This window comes from Thermococcus aciditolerans, from assembly GCF_008152015.1.
GTDB classification, from domain to species: domain Archaea; phylum Methanobacteriota_B; class Thermococci; order Thermococcales; family Thermococcaceae; genus Thermococcus; species Thermococcus celericrescens.
The window spans coordinates 2054867-2076348 of the sequence record NZ_CP041932.1 but is presented as its reverse complement, the minus strand read 5'-3'; the positions used below and the strand labels follow the sequence as shown (position 1 = coordinate 2076348).

Annotated in this window: 25 protein-coding genes and 2 pseudogenes; 10 read left to right on the top strand and 17 right to left on the bottom strand. The window is 55.4% G+C overall.

The features are described 5' to 3' along the window. Positions 1–6: 6 nt before the first annotated feature. Genes FPV09_RS11410 through FPV09_RS11400 form a run of 3 tightly spaced genes read right to left on the bottom strand, consistent with a single transcriptional unit; the run spans position 7 to position 1983 of the window. The gene (locus tag FPV09_RS11410) at positions 7–429 is read right to left on the bottom strand and encodes a secondary thiamine-phosphate synthase enzyme YjbQ (protein ID WP_148883486.1); all 423 of its coding nucleotides are present in this window, start codon (positions 427–429) and stop codon (positions 7–9) included. A 4-nt stretch (positions 430–433) separates the two neighbouring features. After that, positions 434–721, bottom strand: a complete 288-nt coding sequence (locus tag FPV09_RS11405) for a hypothetical protein (RefSeq protein WP_148883485.1) — start codon at positions 719–721, stop codon at positions 434–436. Further along, positions 700–1983: a prenyltransferase gene (locus FPV09_RS11400; RefSeq protein WP_148883484.1), complete on the bottom strand. Its 1284-nt coding sequence runs from the start codon at positions 1981–1983 to the stop codon at positions 700–702. Before FPV09_RS11400 ends, FPV09_RS11405 begins: the two co-directional genes overlap by 22 nt. Positions 1984–2102: 119 nt before the next feature. On the opposite strand from FPV09_RS11400, the gene FPV09_RS11395 reads away from it, so the two are divergent. Then, entirely contained in the window at positions 2103–3203 is a 1101-nt protein-coding gene (locus FPV09_RS11395) for a TRM11 family SAM-dependent methyltransferase (protein ID WP_148883483.1), read from the top strand. Here FPV09_RS11395 and FPV09_RS11390 read toward each other — a convergent pair. After that, entirely contained in the window at positions 3200–3628 is a 429-nt protein-coding gene (locus FPV09_RS11390) for a CoA-binding protein (protein ID WP_148883482.1), read from the bottom strand. The two genes, FPV09_RS11395 and FPV09_RS11390, sit on opposite strands and share 4 nt — an antisense overlap. 67 nt (positions 3629–3695) lie before the next feature. On the opposite strand from FPV09_RS11390, the gene FPV09_RS11385 reads away from it, so the two are divergent. Further along, positions 3696–4133, top strand: coding sequence for a hypothetical protein (locus FPV09_RS11385; protein ID WP_148883481.1), 438 nt, complete (start codon positions 3696–3698; stop codon positions 4131–4133). Here the strand turns inward: FPV09_RS11385 and FPV09_RS11380 are convergent. Both FPV09_RS11380 and FPV09_RS11375 read right to left on the bottom strand, forming a co-directional pair. Further along, positions 4105–4500, bottom strand: a complete 396-nt coding sequence (locus tag FPV09_RS11380; protein ID WP_342781715.1) for an NfeD family protein — start codon at positions 4498–4500, stop codon at positions 4105–4107. The two genes, FPV09_RS11385 and FPV09_RS11380, sit on opposite strands and share 29 nt — an antisense overlap. 2 nt (positions 4501–4502) lie before the next feature. After that, positions 4503–5153 carry a M48 family metallopeptidase gene (locus FPV09_RS11375; protein WP_148883480.1) on the bottom strand — a complete coding sequence of 217 codons (651 nt, stop codon included), beginning with the start codon at positions 5151–5153 and terminating at the stop codon, positions 4503–4505. A 38-nt stretch (positions 5154–5191) separates the two neighbouring features. On the opposite strand from FPV09_RS11375, the pseudogene FPV09_RS11370 reads away from it, so the two are divergent. After that, a pseudogene (locus tag FPV09_RS11370) lies at positions 5192–5368 on the top strand (radical SAM protein); the annotation flags it as partial. A 34-nt stretch (positions 5369–5402) separates the two neighbouring features. On the opposite strand, the gene FPV09_RS11365 reads toward FPV09_RS11370, so the two are convergent. Beyond that, on the bottom strand, positions 5403–6719 hold the full coding sequence (locus FPV09_RS11365) for an RNA-guided endonuclease InsQ/TnpB family protein (RefSeq protein ID WP_148883479.1): 1317 nt from the start codon (positions 6717–6719) through the stop codon (positions 5403–5405). 78 nt (positions 6720–6797) lie between these two features. On the opposite strand from FPV09_RS11365, the pseudogene FPV09_RS11360 reads away from it, so the two are divergent. Then, a pseudogene (locus tag FPV09_RS11360) lies at positions 6798–7409 on the top strand (radical SAM protein); the annotation flags it as partial. Positions 7410–7412: 3 nt separating this feature from the next. On the opposite strand, the gene FPV09_RS11355 reads toward FPV09_RS11360, so the two are convergent. Further along, the gene (locus tag FPV09_RS11355; RefSeq protein ID WP_148883478.1) at positions 7413–8735 is read right to left on the bottom strand and encodes a glycerate kinase type-2 family protein; all 1323 of its coding nucleotides are present in this window, start codon (positions 8733–8735) and stop codon (positions 7413–7415) included. A gap of 29 nt (positions 8736–8764) precedes the next feature. Continuing rightward, positions 8765–9184, bottom strand: a complete 420-nt coding sequence (locus tag FPV09_RS11350; protein WP_058938749.1) for a DUF371 domain-containing protein — start codon at positions 9182–9184, stop codon at positions 8765–8767. Positions 9185–9292: 108 nt separating this feature from the next. Between FPV09_RS11350 and FPV09_RS11345 the strand changes: the two genes are divergently transcribed. Beyond that, on the top strand, positions 9293–9496 hold the full coding sequence (locus tag FPV09_RS11345) for a 30S ribosomal protein S17e (protein ID WP_058938779.1): 204 nt from the start codon (positions 9293–9295) through the stop codon (positions 9494–9496). A 59-nt stretch (positions 9497–9555) separates the two neighbouring features. Here FPV09_RS11345 and FPV09_RS11340 read toward each other — a convergent pair whose 3' ends face one another. From FPV09_RS11340 to rbcL, 3 genes are all read right to left on the bottom strand, one after another. Beyond that, entirely contained in the window at positions 9556–10152 is a 597-nt protein-coding gene (locus tag FPV09_RS11340; protein WP_148883477.1) for an ArsR/SmtB family transcription factor, read from the bottom strand. 81 nt (positions 10153–10233) lie between these two features. Further along, positions 10234–10815 carry a thymidine kinase gene (locus FPV09_RS11335; RefSeq protein ID WP_148883476.1) on the bottom strand — a complete coding sequence of 194 codons (582 nt, stop codon included), beginning with the start codon at positions 10813–10815 and terminating at the stop codon, positions 10234–10236. A gap of 97 nt (positions 10816–10912) precedes the next feature. Then, positions 10913–12247, bottom strand: coding sequence for a type III ribulose-bisphosphate carboxylase (gene rbcL, locus FPV09_RS11330; RefSeq protein ID WP_148883475.1), 1335 nt, complete (start codon positions 12245–12247; stop codon positions 10913–10915). A 391-nt stretch (positions 12248–12638) separates the two neighbouring features. Between rbcL and hpkB the strand changes: the two genes are divergently transcribed. After that, positions 12639–12842: an archaeal histone HpkB gene (hpkB, locus tag FPV09_RS11325; protein ID WP_014013473.1), complete on the top strand. Its 204-nt coding sequence runs from the start codon at positions 12639–12641 to the stop codon at positions 12840–12842. A gap of 46 nt (positions 12843–12888) precedes the next feature. Here hpkB and FPV09_RS11320 read toward each other — a convergent pair whose 3' ends face one another. Genes FPV09_RS11320 through FPV09_RS11310 form a run of 3 tightly spaced genes read right to left on the bottom strand, consistent with a single transcriptional unit; the run spans position 12889 to position 14631 of the window. Beyond that, positions 12889–13383, bottom strand: coding sequence for a YfcE family phosphodiesterase (locus tag FPV09_RS11320; RefSeq protein ID WP_148883474.1), 495 nt, complete (start codon positions 13381–13383; stop codon positions 12889–12891). 9 nt (positions 13384–13392) lie between these two features. After that, the gene (locus FPV09_RS11315; protein WP_058938745.1) at positions 13393–14304 is read right to left on the bottom strand and encodes a transcription initiation factor IIB; all 912 of its coding nucleotides are present in this window, start codon (positions 14302–14304) and stop codon (positions 13393–13395) included. A gap of 6 nt (positions 14305–14310) precedes the next feature. Continuing rightward, a complete protein-coding gene (locus tag FPV09_RS11310) occupies positions 14311–14631 on the bottom strand; it encodes a Gar1/Naf1 family protein (protein ID WP_058938744.1) in 321 nt (106 codons plus the stop codon). Positions 14632–14753: 122 nt separating this feature from the next. Between FPV09_RS11310 and FPV09_RS11305 the strand changes: the two genes are divergently transcribed. The 3 genes from FPV09_RS11305 (at position 14754) to FPV09_RS11295 (ending at position 16576) form a co-directional block, all read left to right on the top strand. Continuing rightward, on the top strand, positions 14754–15584 hold the full coding sequence (locus tag FPV09_RS11305) for a carbohydrate kinase family protein (RefSeq protein WP_148883473.1): 831 nt from the start codon (positions 14754–14756) through the stop codon (positions 15582–15584). A 121-nt stretch (positions 15585–15705) separates the two neighbouring features. Further along, positions 15706–16215, top strand: coding sequence for an NUDIX domain-containing protein (locus FPV09_RS11300; protein ID WP_148883472.1), 510 nt, complete (start codon positions 15706–15708; stop codon positions 16213–16215). Positions 16216–16219: 4 nt separating this feature from the next. Further along, positions 16220–16576, top strand: a complete 357-nt coding sequence (locus tag FPV09_RS11295) for an Mth938-like domain-containing protein (RefSeq protein WP_148883471.1) — start codon at positions 16220–16222, stop codon at positions 16574–16576. Here FPV09_RS11295 and FPV09_RS11290 read toward each other — a convergent pair. After that, on the bottom strand, positions 16566–18008 hold the full coding sequence (locus FPV09_RS11290; RefSeq protein WP_148883470.1) for a hypothetical protein: 1443 nt from the start codon (positions 18006–18008) through the stop codon (positions 16566–16568). The genes FPV09_RS11295 and FPV09_RS11290 overlap by 11 nt on opposite strands. A gap of 9 nt (positions 18009–18017) precedes the next feature. Continuing rightward, complete coding sequence (locus FPV09_RS11285; protein WP_148883469.1) at positions 18018–18779, bottom strand: ABC transporter ATP-binding protein; 762 nt, start codon at positions 18777–18779, stop codon at positions 18018–18020. 169 nt (positions 18780–18948) lie between these two features. Here FPV09_RS11285 and FPV09_RS11280 point away from each other — a divergent pair, with 169 nt between their 5' ends. Further along, positions 18949–21459 (top strand): hypothetical protein, encoded by a 2511-nt coding sequence (locus FPV09_RS11280; RefSeq protein ID WP_148883468.1) that lies wholly within the window; start codon positions 18949–18951, stop codon positions 21457–21459. Positions 21460–21482 lie beyond the last annotated feature (23 nt).

Here is a 21482-nt window from a genome sequence, read left to right as displayed (position 1 = left end):
GGCGCGTTACTCCCCTGGGAACTCCGAACATGGACACACCATGACCTGAATCTTCCTGCGCCTCGGGCCGTCCAGCTCGATGAAGAGTATCCGCTGCCAGGTCCCGAGCTGGAGCTCGGCCCCGTCTATGGGGACGACAACCTCGGGGTTCAGGAAGAGGGTCGCCCGCAGGTGTGCGTGGGCGTTGCTGTCTATGAGATCGTGGGCGTAGCCGGCACCCTTCGGGACCAGCTCTTTCATCTGGGCCCTGATATCTTGAAGAAGCCCGCTTTCAGCTTCGTTTATCAGGAGACCAGTGGTTGTGTGTCTGACAAAAACGATGACGATGCCATGCTTGACTCCGGAGCGATAGACGAGCGTCTGGACCTCGGAGGTTATATCAACTATCTGGAACTTCTCCCTCGTGGAAACCTCGATCTCAAAGAGCATGCCATCACCCAGGCAGGTTCTTTCTAATCTCCACCAGCAGCTCCTCGGTACCCTTAACCCTGCCAGACACGACCGCCTTGAGGAGAACCGCCAGCTCGTAGGCCTCGACGAGGTCTTTTCTGCCGTTCTCCGTGACCTCCGAGCGCAGGGTGGAGTATATCTCCTCAACCGCATCCCTGAAAAGAACCTCGTCGGAGTACAGCTCCTTATCTGCCAGGAGCAGGGAGATCATATCGGCTATAAATCCCACCCGATTGCTCCTCGCCTTCCTCAGTGCTTTGAGCCGTTCCACTGCTTAACCCTCCCCGGAAGCTCCTGTTCGAGAGCTTTTATCAGGATTTCAGAGACCAGGATCGACGAGAATTTGGGATCGCGAACCTCGAGGGCGGCATCGATGGCACGCTCAACATCCCCCTTCTTGACCAGATGGTGGGCAATGTCGGCCATGACTATCGAGCGAAGCCTCTCGTCCCTCAGCAGGCCTCCAACCTTCATAGCGCCCTCCAGCTCACCCGTGATGACGTAGTAGCGGGCAATCTTGGCCCATACCTCCTCGCTGGACGTGCTCTTACCTATGGCCCTGATTATCTCCCATCCCCCGAGTTCGGGCCTTTCCAGAATGCGATTCATCACGGCCCTCCCGACGAGTTCAGCTTCATCATCCTCAAGGGGAGAGATGAAAGCTGGGAGAACGTTGTGGTCCCTTTCAAGGAGGTCGAGGGCGATTTTAACAAACACCTCCTCGCTGTTCTTCAGGCGTCTTATGAGTTCAGCGGCGGAAACCCCCTCGCCACTCAAGGCGAATGCGAGGGCAAGCTCCTCAGTGAACTCCTCCCCAAACTTCTCAATCAGCCCGTTGGCGACGGCCTCAAGGGAATCTATGTAGTGACCGAGTACCTCCCTATCCTTCAGGTAGAAAGCCACCTCCTTGAAGGCATGCCTCGCCCACTCCTTCACCTCTATCTCCAGTATCATCGATATTCCGTTTTCGTAGCTCCCGAGGGCGAGGTAGGCCTTGATCAGCTCGAGGAGGGCCTTGGAGCGGTAGGGCTCACCGTCGATGTACTCAAGGGCAAGCTTGCTCTTTCTGATGCGGGAGGCGGCCTTTAGCTGCTCCCTTCCGATCATCTTTGTGTTGGCCCTGATAACCTCAAGAAGGATCTCGTTCCGGAGGGTGCGGTTCTTCACCTCCAGCGCGTAGAGGATTGCCTCGGCCACCTCCCCCAGGGCGAGCATGTAGGCAGCGGCAGTCCTCATTATGACATCCCTTTGGGGTGCGGGGAGGACGCGGGAGTCCTCAAGAACACCCTGATATATCCTTTTGGACGACTTAAGACCCGCCCTGCCGAGGGAATACCCAACCGACAAAAGGGCCCGGAACATCTTCACGGGATCCTCTATTTCCTTCGCCGTTTCGAGAGCCTTCAGAAACGCGGTTTTATAACTGCCCTCTCTGGCCTTGGCAAGCCTCTCACCTATTTTAGCATACGTTACCGATTTTATATAGGGGTCTGGAATCGCCTCAACTGAGGCGAGAATTTCCTTGACAATCATGCCGCCTATCCCCCGTACGGTTGTGGATTTTACACACCGTTCTTGTTCTTTATTGCACCTCGCATCTTATTAACCTAACCCTCGGAATGTTTTTAAGGGCTCCCTCGAAGAATGCGACCATGTACGCGGTGATATTTGGCAAAAATCCACGCCTCAGCGAGGCAGAATTTTATGCATTCACCAGAAGGTTCGACCTTAAAGTTAGAGTTATCGAGTCCGCGCGAGACTGGCTGATATTTGAGTCATCACCCACTGTGGAGAGGTACTTCCGCTGGCTGGGGGGTTCACTCAAACTGGTCAGGATAGTCGGCGAGGGCGAGGATGCCATAGGCGACCTCGAATACGCGAGGCTCTTCACCGTCAGCCTCTACGGTGAGGGCGACTGGAAGCTCTGGCGGAAGATGGGGAGCGCGGTAAAGAGAGAGTTCAAGGTGGAGGGCCCCTCAAAGTTCTTCAAGCCCGCCAAAGTTTACGCCATGCCCGCTGAACTAATCCTCAAGGGCTTTCCGGAGGTCAAGGACTTCGTCTTCCTCTTCCGCGAGGACGGGAGCTTCTGGGTCAGCGAGACGGTGAAGGTTACCGACCCGTTCGAGCTGAAGAAGCTCGATGTGGAGAGGCCGGTTCAGAGGCCGATACTCTCAATTCCGCCCAGGCTCGCGAGGATAATGGTGAACCTGACAGAGGTGAGGAAGGGCTCCTTCCTCGACCCCTTCTGCGGAATAGGGACGATAGTTCAGGAGTTCGTCCTCCAGGGGCTCAGCGCTTATGGGGGCGACCGCGACCCTGAGAGAATACGGGACGCCAAGAAGAACCTCGCATGGCTCAGAAAGGAGTTCCGCCTGAAGAACTCAGCACACCTTGAGGTCTGCGACGCGAGAAAGCTGAAGCGCTGCTTCCGCCAGAGGTTCGACGCGGTAGTTACAGAACCCTACCTCGGAAAGCCTCTCAGGAGGAACCCGAGCAGGGGAGAGGCGATAAAGCTTGCCAACGAGCTGGACAGGCTTTATTATCCCGTCTTTGAGAGCTTTGGCGACGTTCTCAAAAGGAACGGACGGGTTGTCTTCGTCTTCCCGGCCTACAGGCTGAGCGGCGGGGGAATATACAGAAAGGAAAGGAAGTGGCTGGGCAAGCTCGGCTTCGAGGTCGTTGGAAGGTACACCGACTACGAGGAGAGGCACAAACTCGTCAGGGACATCCACGTGCTGAGGTATCGGAGCTAACCAATCAACCTCGCATGCTCCTGCTTTATGCAGCGGTGGGCAACTGCAGTTAGGCCCGCTTCCTTGGCCTTTTTGAACGCTTCCCGGTTGTACGTGTTGAACTGGAACCAGACGACCTTTGCGCCCTTCTTTATCGCCTGCTCGACGTAGTCCATCGTGAACTCGGGCCTTACGAAGAGGTCGACTATCTCGACGTCATCGGGAATATCGAGAACGCTCGGATAGCACTTCCTTCCGAGGACTTCGGAATAGCGGGGGTTGACTGGATAGACTTCGTAGCCGTGTTCGAGGAGGTAGCGCATCACATCGTTGGAAGCGCGCTCTGGTTTCGGTGAAGCACCCACAAGGGCGATCTTTCTGTACTTCGTCAGGATCCCTGTAATCTCCTCGTCGCTCAACCTGTCAATGGGCATTATCCTGACCATGCTATCACCGGAGGGGTTTGGAAGCCAACCTTTAAAGCTCTAACCGAGAAGTTCCTTCGGTGAGAACATGGCGCTCTACGAGGAGACCCTGACGAGCAGGATTCTGCAGGTCGTTCTGCTTGTTCCTATAATCTCAATGCTCGCAGGCCTTTATGCAACGTATCAGGCTGAAGAAGGCTTTGAAATAATGCTCGCGACCACGGTGGGGGTTGCAATCCTGCTCCTCGACGTCATGGCAATCAGAATCGAGATAGACGAGCGCGAGCTGAGGATAAGGGGCATCCTTGGGCTTATAGTCAGGAAGACGGTACCCATCGAGAATATGGCGAGCTTCCGGGTCGGGGAAGGCTGGACCTCCTGCTACGGGACGATACACTTCAACCTGCCGGCCAGGGGCTGCGTCACGATACATCAGAGGAAGGGCTGGACGGTTTCGTTCACGACCAACAACCCGGAGGAGGTTGCGAGGGTTCTGGCTACCCTCGGCGTTCTACGAGAACCTTAGTGCCCCGGACTGATATTATTCTAACCCTCTCACCCCTTTCGGCGACTCCGTCCAGGCATTCTGCCTTCCAGAGTTCGCCATCGAGTTTAACAACTCCCTCTGGGGAGAGGTCTTCCACAACGAGGGCGGTTCTCCCTATCAGTCCCTCTGGGCCTGCACGGGGCTTTTTGTCCGCTCCCCCTCCGAGAACGAAGGGCGCTATGAGGAAATCCTTGGCCAAAAGAAGAGACATCACAAGCAAGCCCGCCCAGAGGGGAATTTCCACACCTATTTCAGGGAGTATCAGGAAGATGAAAACGCCAACGATGATTTCATCGGCCATCAGTGCGAGGAGCTTGAGTAGATTCCCTGCTTTTATACGCCACATCTCTAGACTTCACCCCGCGCCAGCCATTTCCAGTGGGGGTTCAGCTCGACTATCGTCCACCACTTCTTGAGCTCCCTTCTGGCGGTTTTGTAGTCAGGGTAAAACTCCCCGACGAGCTCCCAAAAGGCCTTCGAATGGTTCATGTGTTTCAGATGGACGAGCTCATGGATTACAACGTATTCCCTCAGCTCCCGGGGAAGGGCTATGAGGCGAACGTTGAAGTTCAGGTTTCCCTTGGGGGAACAGCTTCCCCATCGGCTCTTCTGATGCCTGATGTAGACCTTCCCGGGCTCGACACCCATCCCCCAGGCGTAGGAATCCACAAGGGGTAGGAGCTCCTTCCTGAGAATCCTCTTCAGGCAGTCAACCACGTCATTGGGGTTGGGGGATAGGACGACGGTCTTGAACCGCTCGTGAACTTTGGGCTTCCTTCCGTGAATGACCTGGTAGAACTCGCCGTTGATGGGGAAACCGGACTCCGCAATCTCTCTGAGCTCACCTATCTTGGCCAGCTTGTCCTCAAGCCAGCCCCGGTGCCTCTCGATCAGGTTATCAACGTCGAAGCCATCCGGGGCAGTGACCAGAACCGTTCCGTCCGGCCTTACCTCAAGCCTTGCATACTTAACCGGCCGACGGCGGACCCTCAACCTCATGCCGCTCACCTTTTAAGGAGAATGGACAAAAAGTCCTTATGAAGGTTCGGGTTATAGAGAGGCACACCAAGAGCATCTACACCAAATCGAAGATTCCGGGAGTGGAGTGGACGATCAACCAGTACGTCGGCTGTGCCTTCGCATGCGAGTACTGCTACGCCAAGTTTCTGATGAGGTGGAAGGACTACGGGAGATGGGGAAGCTGGGTCGAGCTGACCTCCTCCCCGCTTTAAGCCGGGTTCCAACGAGTTAACCCCTCGGCAATGACGGGGAGGTTTGAGGGGTCTTCATAAGAACCCTCTCAAATTTGGGTTCTTCGAACCCCTCGGGGAGGGCCTTCCCCCCATTACCCCTACCTCCCGATAAGGCTGGAAGGCTCGGGGTTATGGTTCTCACAACTTTCTTTAAAATGTTAAACGCTCCCACCAAGTCCGCATTCATCACAACGCCCTCTCTGTGGCACTCAAACAAACCTCTAACAAAACGAGCATTAATGTGGCGTTGGCCACAGAGGGGGCAAACCTGAGAAGTGAAAGCCTCATCAACAACTTCAACCTCAATACCATACTCTTCGGCAACTTCAGTCAAGCGTTTAATAAGATAATTAAACCGCCACACATGAGAGAGAATGAAGTTCTGCTTAATGCCCCTCTTTGAATTTCTCGCAATGCCTTTAGGATAACCCACTACAATCTTAGAAACACCCAAATCGTAAAGCCTCTTAACAGTCTGTCTAACGGCAGTGTTAATGTAATGCTTAGCTTGTAGCTTGGCCTTCTCATGCATTCTTCTGAGTTTTCTACTCGTTTTAGCTCCGGATTTATTAAGTTTTGACTGATAATCGGCAAGTTTCCTCCTCCAGTAAAAATCAATGCTCTTGAGTGGCCTTCCATTCAGGAGGAAGCTTTCCCCATTTTCCACATAAACGGCCATGAGATTGTTTACTCCCAAGTCGATTCCCGCCGAAAGGCTTCCTTTTGGGATTCTTGGGAGTTCAACCCACTTGTCCTTCTCCAGTTTCTCTTCAACTTTAGAGAAGCTGATGTGAGCGTACCATTTTCGCTTTATGGGGTCGTAGATTATTTCCAACCTGCCCTGCTTGCCTTTCAAGTGTATTTTCCCCTTGAACTGGATTTCGAGTCTTCCAAACTTGCCGAGTCTTCTCAACTCAATAATGTTTCCCTTGATTTTGTACTGGTCGCTCCTGAGAGGAATTACAAAGAGTTTTCTGCCGTTCTTTTCTCTAACGAATTTTGGTGGTTTCGGTTTGAACCATTCGGGAAGTTTTCCGGTCTTTTTCTTTTTGTTGAGGGAGAAGAAGCTCCTCCAGCTTTCGGCATTCTTTCGGGCTAACTGTTGGACTGTCGAGCCACCAATCCAGTTTTTGAACTCGTGGTAAGCTTCTTTTTCCGTCCCATTAAAGTCGATTTTGCCGAATTCTTTGAATTGCTTGAGCCTCTGGTAGTTGAGTTTGTTCCAGATTACTGCGGTAGCATAAGCTAATTCAAAAAGGATTTTCTCCTGCTCCTTTGAGGGCTGGAGTTTGACCGTTACTGCACGCTTCATTCCAAAGTATGGTATGGGTTTTATGCTTTAAAAGAGTGTTGCTTTCCTGCTTAATGACTAATCCATCAAGACCAACGCCCCGACCTGGAGAGAAAGCACGTTTCTGGGAGCGTCGTCATGTCAACGGTGAGCGACCCATACCAGCCTATAGAGGCCGAGTTAAAGCTTACGAGAAGCGTTTTGAGGTACATGGACAAGAAGAACGAACTTTCGGTGCTCACCAAGTCCCCTCTGGTAACCCGGGACATCGACCTTTTCAAGGAGTTCCGGACGATAGAGGTCGGCCTCACGATAAACGGCTTTACAGGGAGAGAAAAGAGGCTCTTTGAACCGCTGACGCCGGTTCACGAGGCGAGGGTTAACGCCCTTAAGGAACTCCACGAGGCGGGCTTGAAAACATACGTTTTCGTCAGCCCAATAATTCCGGAGATAACGGACGTTTCTGCCATAGTCGAGGATACGAGGGACTTTGCGGACTACTACTTCTTTGAAGTGCTCAACCTCCGTGCATCGGGAAGGGAATTCCAGGAACTCCTCTGCGATGAGTATCCGGAAAGCTACGAGGTTCTGACCGATGATGAGGCCTTTGAAGAGTTCCTATGGGGACTAAAGAAGGAGATAAGGCCCCTACGTGTGAAGGCGGAGGGAATAGAGACCCACAGGGAAGGCTGGGAGTTCGTGGAGCTGTAAAATTTATTGGCGTCCCTTCGGGATGACCGCTATCACCATCGAGTTCACGTTGGTTCCCGTCGGCCCCATCTTGAGGAGCGCACCCACTCTTTCCAGCGCACCGTAGGCGTCGTGCCTCCGGAGGACTTCCTCGACGTCCACCCCGGATTCCCTGAGAAGTTCAAGCGTTTTCCCGTCCACTATCCCGCCGGCCGCATCCGTCGGCCCGTCGGTCCCGTCGGTATCAACCGCTAAAACCACAGCGTTCAGTCCATCTATCTTTCTGGCCACACTTAGCGCGAACTCCTGATTCGGTCCGCCGAGGCCGGCTTTTCCCTCAATAGTCACCGTCCACTCGCCGCCGGCTATTAGAACCGCCGGCTTTGGAACCGGGCGGTCGTATTTGGCGATCTCCTGGACTATCGAGCCTATTGCCAGGGCTATCTCCCTTGCCTCACCTTCGAGGGTCGTGGTGAGCAACAGGGCATTGTAGCCGAGTTCCTCCGCCTTCGCCAGGGCAGATTCACAGGCGAGGGTGTTGCTTCCGACTATGAAGTTGTGGACGTTTGGGAGATCCTCCTTGAGGGTCTCCTCTGCCTTCCCTTCAAGTCCCAGCTCGATGTGCCTCTTAACGCTCTCGGGCAGCTTCTCCCAGACGCCGTAGAGCTTCAAGATTCTGAAGGCATCCTCGAAGGTGGTGGGGTCCTTTACGGTCGGGCCCGATGCTATGGCCTCGAGCGGGTCGCCGACGACGTCCGAGAGGATCAGGCTTACAACCGTCCCCCTCACGCGCTTCGCCAGCTTGCCGCCCTTGACGGCCGAGATGTGCTTTCTCACTGTGTTTATCTCGTATATCTTTGCCCCGCTTTTCAGGAGGAGCTCGTTTGTCCGGATTTTGTCCTCCAGGGTTATTCCCCTCTCGGGAAGGAGGAAGAGGGCGCTTCCGCCACCGGAGATCAGGACGATGAGAATGTCGTTCTCCCCAACCTTCTCGGCCAGCTCGAGGCCGAGTTTTCCAGCCAGGAGGGAGTTCTCGTCTGGAACAGGATGCCCCGCCTCGATAACCTTCAGCCTTCCCATTTTAGGACAGTTTTCGGCGTACCCGTACTTGGTGAGGATTACTCCCTCTTCGACTCTCTCCCCGAGGAGGTCAACGACCGCCCTTGCCATGGAGCAGGCGGCCTTGCCGAAGGCCAGAAGATAGATTTTCCCCCGAACAGGGAACCTCTCACCAGAAACGACCAAGTGGTTCCCCTCAATCCCAAGGTTCCTTTTCACCGCGAGGTACGGGTCAGCGGCTTTCAACGCCGCATCCATCAGGGCGAGTGCCGTTTCTTTAGGTGTCATGTGAAAAGATAGTTTGCGAAGCTTAAAAATCAGTCGAACACCACCAGCTCAATCTCGGCAATCGTCTCGGGGTTCTTCAGAAGCTCCACAATGCGCCGGTCTATGTCCCTGGCGGCCTTGTTGGCCCTTATCGCGAGGGTTCTGGCGTCCACGTAGGTGCTCTTCCTGATGACCATCGAGTACTCGTGCTCGAGAATCAGCTCCGGGCTCCCCTCGGCCAGGACCTCGTCAGTGAGGTCGCCCACCCTGATGCGGATCAAGAGCTTCTTTCCAGCCCTGAGGGCACGTTTAAAATCCTCGCTCAGGTCGTTTATGCCCCTGTCCGCTTCGATGCACAGTATGCAGTCCCCCCTTGGGGTGAGGTAGTTTTCCTTCGTGAACTCAAGCGTCGATTTGTGGGTTGCCCTGACGTTCTCGTGTCCCCTGCAGCGGATGATTTCCCTCATCATGGCCATGAGTTCGAGAGAGGGTTTATAAGTTTGAAGAGGGAAAAGCTTTAAAACGGCTTTCGAGATTGGGGTATGGTTGTCAGAGTCAAGATAATGGGGGGATTGATGATGGGAAACATCAAGCAGACTTTCATCAAGAGAATCGCCCGCGAGCTGTTTGACCGCTACCCGAACGAGTTCACCAGGGACTTCGAGCACAACAAGAAGAAGGTCGATGAGCTCACCAACGTCACCAGCAAGACCATCAGGAACAGGATAGCCGGTTACATGACCAAGCTCGTGAGGATGAAGGAAGAGGGCAAGATGCTTTGATGCCCCTTTTCTAGGATTTATTCTCTTCGGACCCTTCCAGCCGATTCTTAAAAGGATTCTTAAAAGCTTTCCAGGTCCTCAAGTATCTTTCTCGGCAGCCTGGGGGCGAACTCCTTCAGGAGCCTCTCGAACTCCCGTTCGTTTTCCTGAGCCACCCTTCTGAAGAAATTCTCTATGTACGTCTCCGTCAGCAGGCGGACTTCCTCCAGCTCCTGCTTTGTCCGGATTATCTCATTTATCCTCTCCTGTATCTCAGTTAGAAACGTCAGGAGCTCGTCTATCTTGGCGTCCGCGGGCTCGGTGGATTTTATGAGCGCCCTGGCCTGGTTGTACTCCCTGGTTCGCCTGGGGGCCTTCGGTTCGTACATCTCAGTGCCGAAGGTGTACGGAGTGAGCAGTACCTCCATTCTGAAGCCCCTCTTTATCGTGTAGTACTTCCTGGGCCTGCCGCGCGGTATCTTCTCAGTCCTTCCCTCTATGAGCCCAGCGCTCTCGAGTATCCTCAGATGCTCAAGGACCGCCTTCTGACCCACCCCAAGCTCCTGGCTGAGCTCGCTCACAAAGTAGGGTCTCCTGGTGAGCAGGATGAGTATCCTCCTTCGCGTCTCGTTTCCCAGTATGTCAAGCAGCCTTCCCATGTTCTTATTTGACTCCATGGTCTCACCCCCTTTCCCTAACCTGATGTAAGAAAAGATTACTTTAAGCTTTTCGGTGGATCCGGGAGAAAAATTGGAGGATTATGGAACAACGTGGTGCTCCCTGCAGCGTGCCTCATAGCTCTCGTTGCTCCCGACGAGGATTATCGGGGAGTCCCTCGGGGCCGGCTTCCCATCAATAAGACGCTGACTCCTGGTCGCGGGCTTCCCGCAGACCGTGCAGACCGCGGTGAGGTAGACGATGTTGTCAGCGCGGACAAGGAGGTCCCCGGTCACCGGGAAGGGGTCCCCCTTGAAGTCGAGGTTGAGGCCGCTCGCAATCACGTAGATTCCCTCGTCGGCGAGGCGGTTCAGCGTCTCAACTATTCCCTGCGGAAAGAACTGAACCTCGTCCACCCCGATTACCTCGAAGCCCTCATCCAGGGTAATCCTCTCAATGAGTTCAACGCCCTCCTCATTCGTGGGGACGACGAAGGCCTCGTACCTGAGACCGTTGTGGGCAACCACGTCATCCTCGGAATATCTGTTGTCGATGCTGGGCTTGAAGAGGGCGGCCTTCCTCCTGGCAAAAGTCTGCCGCTCTATCCTCTTTATAAGCTCGGTGGTTTTGCCCGCGAACATCGGCCCCGTTATGACCTCCAAGAATCCACCAGGGTGAACCATAACACCACCGGGGGAAGAACATTCCCACCCGTTAAATCTCCTCCGGGTGAAAAGTTGAACGAAAGACGAAAATGGGGGAGAAAAGCCGTCAAACCGGTCAGACCGGAGTGACGTGACCCCACTTCTCCAGGGCGCGGGCAAGCTCCCTGTGGCTCTTGGCATATTCGTCGAGGGGGATTCCCTGCATGATGGCATCTATCGCCTGCCTGGCAGCTCTTGCACCCGCAGCGGGCCCATCGGGGTGTCCGAGGGTTCCTCCACCGAGCTGGAAGACGATGTCAGTTCCGAGGGCATCCACAACGGGCTGGATGTTGCCGGGGTGGAGGCCGCCGGAGCTCGTCGGGAACGCAGCCTTTATGCCGTAGAACTTCTGCTCCATGTGGAAGACATCGTTCTCGTCCGGCTTGTAGTGCTTCTCCCTGAGGATCCTGGCGTTCTGAATGACGTCCCACTTTCCTCCCTCGAGCTTGCCGGCTCCGGCCGTTCCAACGTGGAGCTGGTCGATACCGACGAGCCTGTAGAGCTTCGCTAGGACGAACATCGAGATGCCGTGGTGTGGGTTCCTGGTGAACGCGGCGTGCATGGCCCTGTGACCGTGGACGGCTAGACCGTAGTCCGCCGCCAGCTCGGTTATGTACTCGAGTGCGCCCCAGCCGGTTATGACGACATCGACCATCGCGTGCTTGAGGCCAAGATTGGCCAGAACCTCAAGCCTGCGCTCCATCTCAAGGAGCGGGGCAGTTATGTTGGCGAACCACGTCTTCTTCTCACCGGTCTCGTTCTCAACCCTCTCTATCACCCTGGCCATTATCTCGGCGCGCTCATCAAAGCGGTTGTACCAGGGGCTCGTGAGGTTCTCGTCGTCCTTCATATAATCGGCGCCGTTTGAGAGCAGGTCGTACGCGAGCTTTTCGAACTCCTCAGGGGAATAACCCACCTTGGGCTTTGGAACGACACCGTAGAGCGGCCTGTCCTTGATATCGAGCATCTTTCTGACGCCCTCGATACCAAAGGCCGGACCGTTAAACTCCCTGATGAGCTTCTCGGGGAAGTACATGTCCTCAAGACGAAGTCCCTTGACGCGCTTCATCCCGAAGACGTTGCCCGCTATGCTCGCCAAGAGTCCGGGAAGGTTTGCCTCCTCAAAGGCGTGGAACGGGTAGGCTATCTTGACTATCCAGCTGCCGTCGCCCATGTCGTGGAAGTCGTAGGCCTTGGCGGAAAGGTCCGCCCATCTCTCCTTCTCATACCACTCGTAGAGGGTGGTCCAGGTTCCGGTCGAGCTCTCGGCGGCGACTGCACCGGCGGCCGCCTCGATGGTGTACCCCTCGGCAGGGGTTACGCGGAACACGGCTATGATGTCCCTCTTTTTATTGGGCTCATAGGCCTTGTCCACGTAGTAGTCGTATATCTTGTCAAACTTCTCTACCATGCTTTCACCTCCTGAGTAACTTGGAGATTATACGGCCACCTATAAAAATGCTATGGTTCATTATTGGGACACTCCTGCCCCCATATGAGTATCGGGGACACTTTTACCGCACCAACGCCCCAAACTTCCGCCCCGCTTTTAAAAATCAAAGCTGTGTCCCACCGGCAAACGGGGTTTCAAGTGCGGATAGACCTTTTCAAAACTTTGCCCTCGGGTTTGTATTGGGCCGTTCATAAGGTGGCAGGCGAAGGATGCCGAATTTCTAAACACCCCACCTAAAAACAGCCGATTATCGCCCCCAGAAGCCCCTGTTTCCGAAAAGTTTATATAGGCCTTCCTTCCTAGAATAGAACGCAGATACCTGCAAAACAACGTTTAGGAGGTTGGGAAAATGGCTGAGTTGCCGATTGCCCCAGTTGACAGGCTGATAAGGAAGGCCGGCGCCGCCCGCGTCAGCGAGGACGCCGCCAAGCTCCTGGCCGAGCACCTCGAGGAGAAGGCCATGGAGATCGCCAGGAAGGCGGTCGACCTTGCCCACCACGCCGGCAGGAAGACCGTCAAGGCCGAGGACATCAAGCTCGCCATCAAGAGCTGATGGCCTTTCTTTTCCTTCCTTAGCTTTTCTGGGAGTTGATGTGAACCTACCAGAAAGTAATCCTTTCAACACGGATGTTTTCTCCCTTAATCTCGAGAAACGCAAAGCCGGCCGAATCCATCCTAGGGAACGTCGGCGAGCCAGGGTTGAGGAGAACCACCCGTTTCCCATGGATTGAGTAGGTATCGTGGTAGAAACGGTGCGTGTGGCCGAATATGAGAACATCGACCCCCATGTCGAGGGCTTTGAGCGTCAGAAACTGGGCGTTGAGCGAGAAGAACCGGTGCCCGTGGAGAAGGCCGATTCCAATATCCGCGGCATCGACGACCCTCTCCTCAGGGAGGTTGAGGTGATCAGCGTTTCCCCGAACGGCTATGACCGGTGCGAACCTCTCAAGCTCCTCCAGAAGCTCATGGGATGTAACGTCGCCCGCGTGGAGTATCAAATCCGGCGTTCTCTCCTCAAGGTGCTGGAAAAGAAGGGAGAGGGGGTTTCGGGTCTTATCGCCGTAATGGGTGTCGCTCGTCACCGCTATAAGCACGGCCATCCCTCATATCGGGACGTTTATGTTGAGCTTCTCCACCAGCTCCTTGTAGCGGTTCCTCACGGTGACCTCGGTTACGTGCGCTACCTCCGCCACCTCGCGCTGGGTCTTTTTCTCACCCTCGAGGAGAGAGGCAACGTACAGGGCAGCCGCCGCAAGTCCAGTAGGACCCTTGCCGCTGGTTATGCCGCGCTTTATGGCCTCCCGGAGTATCTCCTTGGCCCTCTTCTTCGTCCGAACACTCACGTTTAGAGCGTCGCCGAAGCGGTCAACGTACTCAATCGGGCTGGTCGGGCGGAGGTTGAGGCTGAGACCGCGGGCAAGGAAGCGGTAGCTCCTTCCTATCTCCTTCTTCGTGACCTTTGAAACGGCCGCTATCTCATCGAGAGTCCTTGGAATGCTCTCCATCCTGCACGCCGCGTAGAGTGCCGCGGAGACCATTCCCTCAATCGAGCGCCCGCGGATGAGCTTCTTCATGACTGCCTTTCTGTAGAGCGAGGCCGCAACCTCCTTGACGCGCCTCGGGAGACGCATCTGGGCAGCCATTCTGTCCAGCTCGCTCAGGGCGAAGGCGAGGTTACGCTCGGCCGCGTCGTTTATGCGCATCCTGCGCTGCCACATCCTCAGGCGGCGCATCTTAGTCCGGTACATGCCGGTTATCTGGTTCCCGTGTATGTCCTTGTCGCGCCAGTCTATGTCGGTGGAGAGGCCCTTATCATGGATCATCAGCGTCATGGGCGCACCGGTCCTGGCACGCTTGGCCCTCTGATCGGGGTCGAAGGCGCGCCACTCAGGACCCTCATCGACGACATTCTGCTGAACAACGTAACCACAGACAGAACAGACAATTTCGCCTCTCCTCGGGTCGTAAAACAGCTTATCGGAGCCGCAAATCGGACAAACATTCTTATCAGCCAAAAGCTCTCACCCCCTCTTTCTGGGGGCAGGGCGTCTTGCCTTTCCGCCCTTGGAACGCTTCTTCCCGGACCGAGCTTTTCTGCCAGGCCCGGATTTCTTCCTCGAGGAATCAACGTACAGCAGTGCACCGATGTAACTCTCGGGATTCTTGACTCGTGGCTTGACGGCCACGTAGGGCCTCTTAACCGGCCCGAAAACATCCTTTACTACCCCGACCACGGTGAGCTTTTTGTCAACCACCGGGTCGTTGAGTGAAGGAACCCAGTCAGTCCTGAGAACCAGGAACCCCTGCTTTGCATAGTGAGAAACTTTACCCAGGCGCTTCATAGCCCCACCCCAAAAGGACATATCCTTTTAAGCTTTTCGTTTTTGCCCTTATAAACTTTTCGGAAAATTTCCAAAAGGTTTTTATGGAAAGTGTAGCTAATAACAAGGATTGGGCTGATAAAATGAAGTGTCTAGTCGTCGGCCATCTCGTGCAGGATATCATCGTTAAGGGTTCCGGAATCGAATACCGCATCGGGGGTGGAGCGTACTATTCTGCGATGGCCCTGTCCGGATTCTGCAGGGTCGAGATTCTGACCAGTGTTGGGGAGGACTTCCCGGGAAAATGGCTTGAGGAGCTCGAGGCTTCAGGGATAAGGCTCCACGTAATCTCCTCACGGAACAGCACTTCCTACCGTCTCCGCTATCTCGACAGGGACAACCGGGAGCTGACCCTCCTCTCCGTTGCGGAGAGGATAACCGACATACCACACAGGGGCTACGATATAATCATCCTCAACCCGGTTGCAGGCGAGATTACACCCGAAACCGTTGCACTCGCCAAAAAGAGGGGCGACTTCGTTGTCGCAGACGTTCAGGGGTTCACCAGGTCCCCCCACCCAGGAAGACTGAAGCTGACGGGGGTAGACGGCGGCATCTTTAACGGACTGAAGGTTCTCCACGCCGACGTCTCCGAGGCCCAGCTCGTAAGAAACCTTAATCCGGACAAAATAGAAGTGCTGCTGGTCTCCCGGGGTGCCGACGTGGGACAGGCATACCTCCGGGGACGAAAATACACCTACACTCCGGCCAGGGTTGCGGTGGAGGAATCCACCGGCGCGGGCGACGTTTTTCTGGCATCCTTCTCCCTGTTCTACAATGACTGCTCATTCATTCAAGCACTCAAGAGGGCCGCCGCATTCACCGCGCTCTTTCTCCAGCGCAGAATCTTCGACTTCCCTATGGACGAAGTGAATGAGATGGCGATGGAGGTTGATGTTAAGCCCGCTCGCTAAAAACCCACGACAGACAGACCCCAAGCATCAGGAATATAAGGGAACTCCGCGAAGTTCAATCACCGATGACGAAACGTCAGCATGCTGAGTCGTGATGAAAAGCGGGAGCCGAGGTGATCCTATGGACCGTTACGTCCTTCTCGTAAAGGCACCAAGGGACTACAACGTTGAACCGGTTAAGAAAGAGCTGATGGAGTTTTTATCAAGGAAGCACCTGGAGCTGAAGGTGGAGATGCACCGCTGCATAGGTCTGACCGCGGACGTTGTGATACTTTACAACAACGGTGTCGTCCTCATCAAAAGGAAGCACGAGCCCTTCAAGGACAGCTTTGCTTTACCCGGAGGCTTCGTCGAGTACGGAGAAACCGTCGAGGAGGCGGCCCTTCGTGAGGCGAGGGAGGAGACTGGTCTCGACGTGAGGCTCATCAAGCTCGTTGGAGTTTACTCCGACCCGAACCGCGACCCGAGAGGACACACCGTAACGACGGCCTTTCTGGCTATCGGAACCGGAAAACTGAAGGCCGGGGACGACGCCAAGGAAGTCCACGTTGTACCTGTGGATGAAGCGCTGAAGCTGCCGCTGGCGTTCGACCACGCGAAGATTCTGAGGGACGCCCTGAGCCTGAGGTGATGTCATGAGGGTCGAGTTTCCAGAATTCGGCAGGATAGTCGTGGACGGGAAGGTTTACGAAGGCGACATCGTGATATATCCGAGCGGAAAAATCGAGGAGCGCAAGAAATGGCTCAGCAAGAACAAGCACGGCACGAGCCATAAGCTCGACCCGGATGAGCTGAGGGAGTACCTCACGGAGGACTTCGACGTTCTGCTCGTCGGCACCGGTGCCTGGGGAAAGCTCTCCCTTCTACCGGAAAGCAGGGAGCTGGTGACGAACAAAGAGGTCATCGAAAAGCCGACCGGCGAGGCGGTGGAGCTCTTCAACGGGCTCTGGGGAAAAAGGAAAGTCCTTGCGATATTCCACGTCACCTGCTGAGGAAGGCCTGAACCGCCGCGAAGCCGACGGTAGCTAGAGCCAGCGCGTAGGGGTAGCCGAGGAAGTACCAGAGGCCGGCGATTGCTCCGAGGGTAACCCCGTTGATTATCATCAGCACCAGGACGTGGCCGAAGTTCGTCTCCGGCACGGATAGCTCGCTTTCGCCGTGGTAGAAGAAGGCCAGCGCCACGGAGGACGTCAGGAGCGGAAGGATAACCGCGGCGGGGAGCAGGGCAAGGGTTTTAACGTCGAGGTACGAAACCGCTAGGACGAGACCAACGCCGGCAGTAACCGGAACGGCGTTCATCACCAGGAGCTTCGCCCGAACGAACTGACCGACCGTTATGGGCAGACTCCTCAGGAACTCGAACTCCCTACCGTCTATTTTGAGAACCGTGTCGATTCCCACGGAGCTCATCCAGGCTATCATGAGGAGGACCGATGCGAGCGCCCAGTCCTCAACCTTTCCGGACGTGAGAATGCCAACAGCACTCGGCAGGATTATGAAGAGAGGAAAGACGAGACCGACGAGGAGGGCGCTCTTTCTGAAGACTATTCTCAAATCCTTGAGTGCGAGTGCCAGAACAGGGGGGTGGGTTTCGGCCTTGAAGCGAACGGTTCTGGAGCGGGAAACCTTCGCCCCCTCCTCCAACCCGCTCCAGAGTCTTCCGAGGATGAACCGGTAGAGCGGAACGAGGATGACGAGATAGCCGAGGAGAATGAGGGAGGAGTGGGATGGATCCGTTATCGAGGCGACGGAGAATGGATAGGCCAGGGAGTACTTCGAGAAGAGCTCGTTGACGTACCCCTGGAAGTAGTTGAGGGCGTAGAAGATGCCGATGAAGAGGATAACCCCCAGGGTCCTCGCCAGCGTCCTGAGCTTCGAGAACCTGCCGCCAACGCTCGCCGAGCCGAAGAACGTGAAGACGACCAGCCCGAGGACGTGGCCGAGGAAGGCCCCGGTGAGGACCCAGAGAAGGCCGAGCAGGCCGGAGGTTCCGTACTTCACCATCATCATGATGGCCGCAGGAAGGAGCGCAATGACCGCGGGAACGTTGTCTATCGCCAGGAGAAGGCTGAGATACTTTGAGCCGGTCCTTATCGGCAGGGGTTTGAGCGGCTCGAAGATTCCCATCGAGACCGCGTAGGATGCGTTGACAGCCGTGATGTAAAGGCCCATCACAAAGGGAAGCAGGGCGTAGGTGGCGAATATCACCGCCGCCCGGGTTTCGTCCTCGGCTCCGGCAATCGCCCCCGCCATCATGACGCCAAAGAACAGAAAGGCAACTGCCTGAAGGGCCATCCCCCTCTTTATGTCGCCCGCGTTCTTGAACTGCTTCCTGAACCTCTCGGGGTCGGCCGCTATCTGGGGGTTGCTCTTCAAACGCCTGTAGTGGAGCTCCTTGTAGAGGATTTTGACTATCTCCCGCATGCTCCCACCCTAAAGGGTCTCCTTGAGGGCCCGGACTATTCCAGCAACCTCCTCCTGGCTCTCTGTAAGTTTGAGGAAAACGTCCTCGAGGCTCTCCTCGTGGGCGAACTCCTTGAGCTGCTCGACGGTTCCCTCGGCGATTATCTCGCCGTTGTAGATGACACCAACACGGTCGCATATCGTCTCGGCCAGAGCCAGCACGTGGGTGGAGAAGACTATGCTCCTCCCCTCCTCTCGGAATTGGAGCAGAAGCTCCCTCAGAATCCTAGCGCTCTTGGGGTCGAGGCCGTTCATGGCCTCATCAAGGATCAGAACCCTCGGGTCGTGGAGCATGGCCGCTATGAGCGACACCTTCTGCCTCGTGCCAAAGCTGAGCGAACCTATCATCTCGCCGAGGTAGCTCTCTATGCCAAAGGCCCTGACGAGCGTTTCAACGCGCTCCTGGAGCTCTTCCTTCGGAATCCCCCTCACGCTCCCCACGAAATTGAAGAACTCGACCGGTGTGAGGCTCTCGTAGAGAACCGGCGTTTCCGGGACGTAGCCGACTATCGGCCTGACCCCCAAAGAATCCTCGGTGACGTCAACCCCGCCCACAACAACGCGCCCCGAGGTGGGTTTCAATATCCCAGCAAGAATCTTCATCGTCGTGCTCTTTCCACTTCCGTTCGGCCCAAGAAGGCCGTATATCTCGCCATCACCAACGGTGAACGTTATTCCATTGACTGCCCTCGTCGGGCCGAAGCTCTTGGTGAGGTTCTCAACCTCGATCATTCTACCACCGGATGTGAGAATAATCCGCGCTTAATAAATTTTGTCCCCTGAATGACTCTTCATCGAAGAAACTCTTAAATAAAATAAGGGACATAATTGGATAAAATCCAGACCCCTGCATGGGCTTCAATTTCTTTTCTTGCCCGAGGTTTGGCCCGGAGGTGCCGGTATGAAAAAAACCTCACGGATTTTGATTTTCCTGTTGGTGAGCACGTTAGTCATCATCAGCGGGTGCATTGGCAACACCCCTTCATCCACGGGCACAAGCCCAACAACGAGCGAGAATCCAACGAGCAACAGGGGCGAGACGTCTGAGATAGAAATCTCGCCGACGGAAGCTGGGAGTGAAACCGGAACCGAAACCCAAACGGAAACCTCGACCGAAACCCCCGTCCAGAACGAGAGCCTCCAGTACGATGAGGACGGGAACGTTGTATGCGAGGGCGACGCAGACCCGGACCTCGGCTGTGAAGCCGGGGAAACCAACGAAGAAGGAACAGGGCCGGGCTTTTCCCTGCCTGAGACTCTAATAAACGTCACCTTGGAGCCTGTAATAATACCCGTTTACAAGCTCACGGCAAACTTCACCTACGTCGGACCGATTGGAAGCGAAGCCTTTGAGCCGAACGGCGAGAAGATAGAGCGGGTCTCGATTATTACGCAGTCCACGAATCCCGGAAAGAACGTGAAGTTCACTATAACATTTGAAAACGAAAGCCTTGCGGCAGCATACGTCCACATTCCCTCGTTCATCGACATGTTCTCTGGCAAGAAGTACGTGTACGAGCCGACGGTCATAAAGTTCGACGAGGGGGATGAGTTTGGGAGAAACTGGGAGCTCCACCTCTACTCGACGGGCTTCACACTCTACGAGCTAACCGATGATGGCCTTGAGGAGCTCCAGAGCGGTGAGGTGGAGCTCGACGGGAGGCGCGTGAGCTTCACCGTCGAAAACTTCTCTGAAATCTTTCCGGAGAAGGTTTACCTCAGAATCTACGGCAGAACGATAAACGATGACAACCCCAGCCTCACCTATCCGAGCGTTGAGAAGTTCATGATGGAGGCCGGAAGGGGCTGGATTGACTACTACTCGCCCGCCTGGTTCGGCCTTCCTGATGAGAGCGTTGAACTCTACATGGAGGCGACGGGCCACGACGTTCTCATGAGACTCTACTTCAAGGACGAGAGTACCTACAAGCTGATGATGCCCATCAAGGCCTTCATAGACAGCAGCGACAACGGTGAGGCGGACTGGATAGCCATAATAACCGCCAACGGCTACGAACTCAAAGACCGCTCCGGCAGTGTTTTCCGCTCAGGAAACGTGAAGGTTGAGCAGCTCGGGGACGGCAGGTTCATGGTCGAGTACAACATCAGCAACTTCTTCTCCCTTGTCCCCTGGCGCTACTTCCGCCTCTGGTTCGCCCCTTCAATCGGCTTTAATCGCTTCCCGTCGCACAGCAACATCTGGGTGAACGCGACCAACGGACTGAGCCTTGACAAGGACGTTGAGCGCTATCTGGTCATCGTCGTTGAGGACGTTTACATAAAGGGCAACAAGGACAGCGCAGAGGGCGAAATACAGCTCGTCTCGTGGGCCTTCCCGGTTTACTGGGAGCACGAGAACGACCTCGACTGGGAATACGGGCCTATTTATGCAGTCGGCTATCCAGCCAAGCGCTGGGTCGAGGCGAACGACCACAGCAGACTGCTCTACCACGACGAGAGGGCGATAAGCGTGAGCTTTCCATTCATCAACGGCTATCCGATTTTCGTCATGCCCCTCGATGAGGTCAAAAAATACAGAAAGGTTTACGTCCAAACCGCCGGCTGGGACTTGGACGACCCCGGTGAATACATCACCCTCGGCGTCGGCCTCCTGATTGACGCCGCCATCGGCCTCGCCACCGGAGAAATAGGAACCGCGATGAAGTACGGCTACAACGGCGTTATGTTCATCAACCAGCTCGTTACTGGCCAAGGTGCGGGCGAGTGGTGGAGATCAACGATAGTCAAGGACCTCGGCGGAGACCCCGACCCAGTCGGCTACAACGGTTATACGATAGAGGCGAGCGACAACTACCGCGACGGCGTTCTCGTTGAGACCTGGTCCGCCGATGGCAACATGAGGGTGACATACCTCGTTCAGGAGGTTGAGGTCCCGAGGACGCTCCGCTACACCGATATGAAGGCCTACCTCAGCACGGTGAAGTTCACGACGGACACGGAAATCGGGGACGACGAGTACTACATCCACCTGAGGGCTTTTACACACTTCATCGAGGGGGAGGAATACTACGGAACCGATGTGGCAGAGGGGGTAAGGGTAACGCCGATGCTCCCGGTTTTGGCGGAGCACAGGTATCCCGAGGGCAGGAGGGTCATTGATGGCAACAAACTCATGGTTGAGCCGAACCTTTTGATAATCGAGCACGCGAGGGCAGACGTTCCCTTCCTCTACCTTGAGTACAACGCCTGGGAAGAGGATTCGGGGAAATGGGGAAACGACGACGACCCAATGGGACAAGTGGCGATAACGATTCTCTTGGACGATGACTACTTCACCTGGGATCCCTTCTCTGGAATCCCCGAGAAGGAGTGGAGCCTTGAATTCCCGAGCTGTGGAGTCTCCGGTGGCTGCTCAAAGGCCTGGTTCTGGGTGAGGATAAAGGCGGACTGACCCTTTCTTTTACCGCCCACAAA

Coding starts and splice junctions, on each gene's coding strand:
- FPV09_RS11410 (WP_148883486.1), bottom strand. CDS start 429: ATGCTCTTTGAGATCGAGGTTTCCACGAGGGAGAAGTTCCAGATAGTT.
- FPV09_RS11400 (WP_148883484.1), bottom strand. CDS start 1,983: ATGATTGTCAAGGAAATTCTCGCCTCAGTTGAGGCGATTCCAGACCCC.
- FPV09_RS11395 (WP_148883483.1), top strand. CDS start 2,103: ATGTACGCGGTGATATTTGGCAAAAATCCACGCCTCAGCGAGGCAGAA.
- FPV09_RS11390 (WP_148883482.1), bottom strand. CDS start 3,628: ATGGTCAGGATAATGCCCATTGACAGGTTGAGCGACGAGGAGATTACA.
- FPV09_RS11385 (WP_148883481.1), top strand. CDS start 3,696: ATGGCGCTCTACGAGGAGACCCTGACGAGCAGGATTCTGCAGGTCGTT.
- FPV09_RS11380 (WP_342781715.1), bottom strand. CDS start 4,500: ATGTGGCGTATAAAAGCAGGGAATCTACTCAAGCTCCTCGCACTGATG.
- FPV09_RS11375 (WP_148883480.1), bottom strand. CDS start 5,153: ATGAGGTTGAGGGTCCGCCGTCGGCCGGTTAAGTATGCAAGGCTTGAG.
- FPV09_RS11365 (WP_148883479.1), bottom strand. CDS start 6,719: ATGAAGCGTGCAGTAACGGTCAAACTCCAGCCCTCAAAGGAGCAGGAG.
- FPV09_RS11355 (WP_148883478.1), bottom strand. CDS start 8,735: ATGACACCTAAAGAAACGGCACTCGCCCTGATGGATGCGGCGTTGAAA.
- FPV09_RS11350 (WP_058938749.1), bottom strand. CDS start 9,184: ATGATGAGGGAAATCATCCGCTGCAGGGGACACGAGAACGTCAGGGCA.
- FPV09_RS11345 (WP_058938779.1), top strand. CDS start 9,293: ATGGGAAACATCAAGCAGACTTTCATCAAGAGAATCGCCCGCGAGCTG.
- FPV09_RS11340 (WP_148883477.1), bottom strand. CDS start 10,152: ATGGAGTCAAATAAGAACATGGGAAGGCTGCTTGACATACTGGGAAAC.
- FPV09_RS11335 (WP_148883476.1), bottom strand. CDS start 10,815: ATGGTTCACCCTGGTGGATTCTTGGAGGTCATAACGGGGCCGATGTTC.
- rbcL (WP_148883475.1), bottom strand. CDS start 12,247: ATGGTAGAGAAGTTTGACAAGATATACGACTACTACGTGGACAAGGCC.
- hpkB (WP_014013473.1), top strand. CDS start 12,639: ATGGCTGAGTTGCCGATTGCCCCAGTTGACAGGCTGATAAGGAAGGCC.
- FPV09_RS11310 (WP_058938744.1), bottom strand. CDS start 14,631: ATGAAGCGCCTGGGTAAAGTTTCTCACTATGCAAAGCAGGGGTTCCTG.
- FPV09_RS11305 (WP_148883473.1), top strand. CDS start 14,754: ATGAAGTGTCTAGTCGTCGGCCATCTCGTGCAGGATATCATCGTTAAG.
- FPV09_RS11300 (WP_148883472.1), top strand. CDS start 15,706: ATGGACCGTTACGTCCTTCTCGTAAAGGCACCAAGGGACTACAACGTT.
- FPV09_RS11295 (WP_148883471.1), top strand. CDS start 16,220: ATGAGGGTCGAGTTTCCAGAATTCGGCAGGATAGTCGTGGACGGGAAG.
- FPV09_RS11290 (WP_148883470.1), bottom strand. CDS start 18,008: ATGCGGGAGATAGTCAAAATCCTCTACAAGGAGCTCCACTACAGGCGT.
- FPV09_RS11285 (WP_148883469.1), bottom strand. CDS start 18,779: ATGATCGAGGTTGAGAACCTCACCAAGAGCTTCGGCCCGACGAGGGCA.
- FPV09_RS11280 (WP_148883468.1), top strand. CDS start 18,949: ATGAAAAAAACCTCACGGATTTTGATTTTCCTGTTGGTGAGCACGTTA.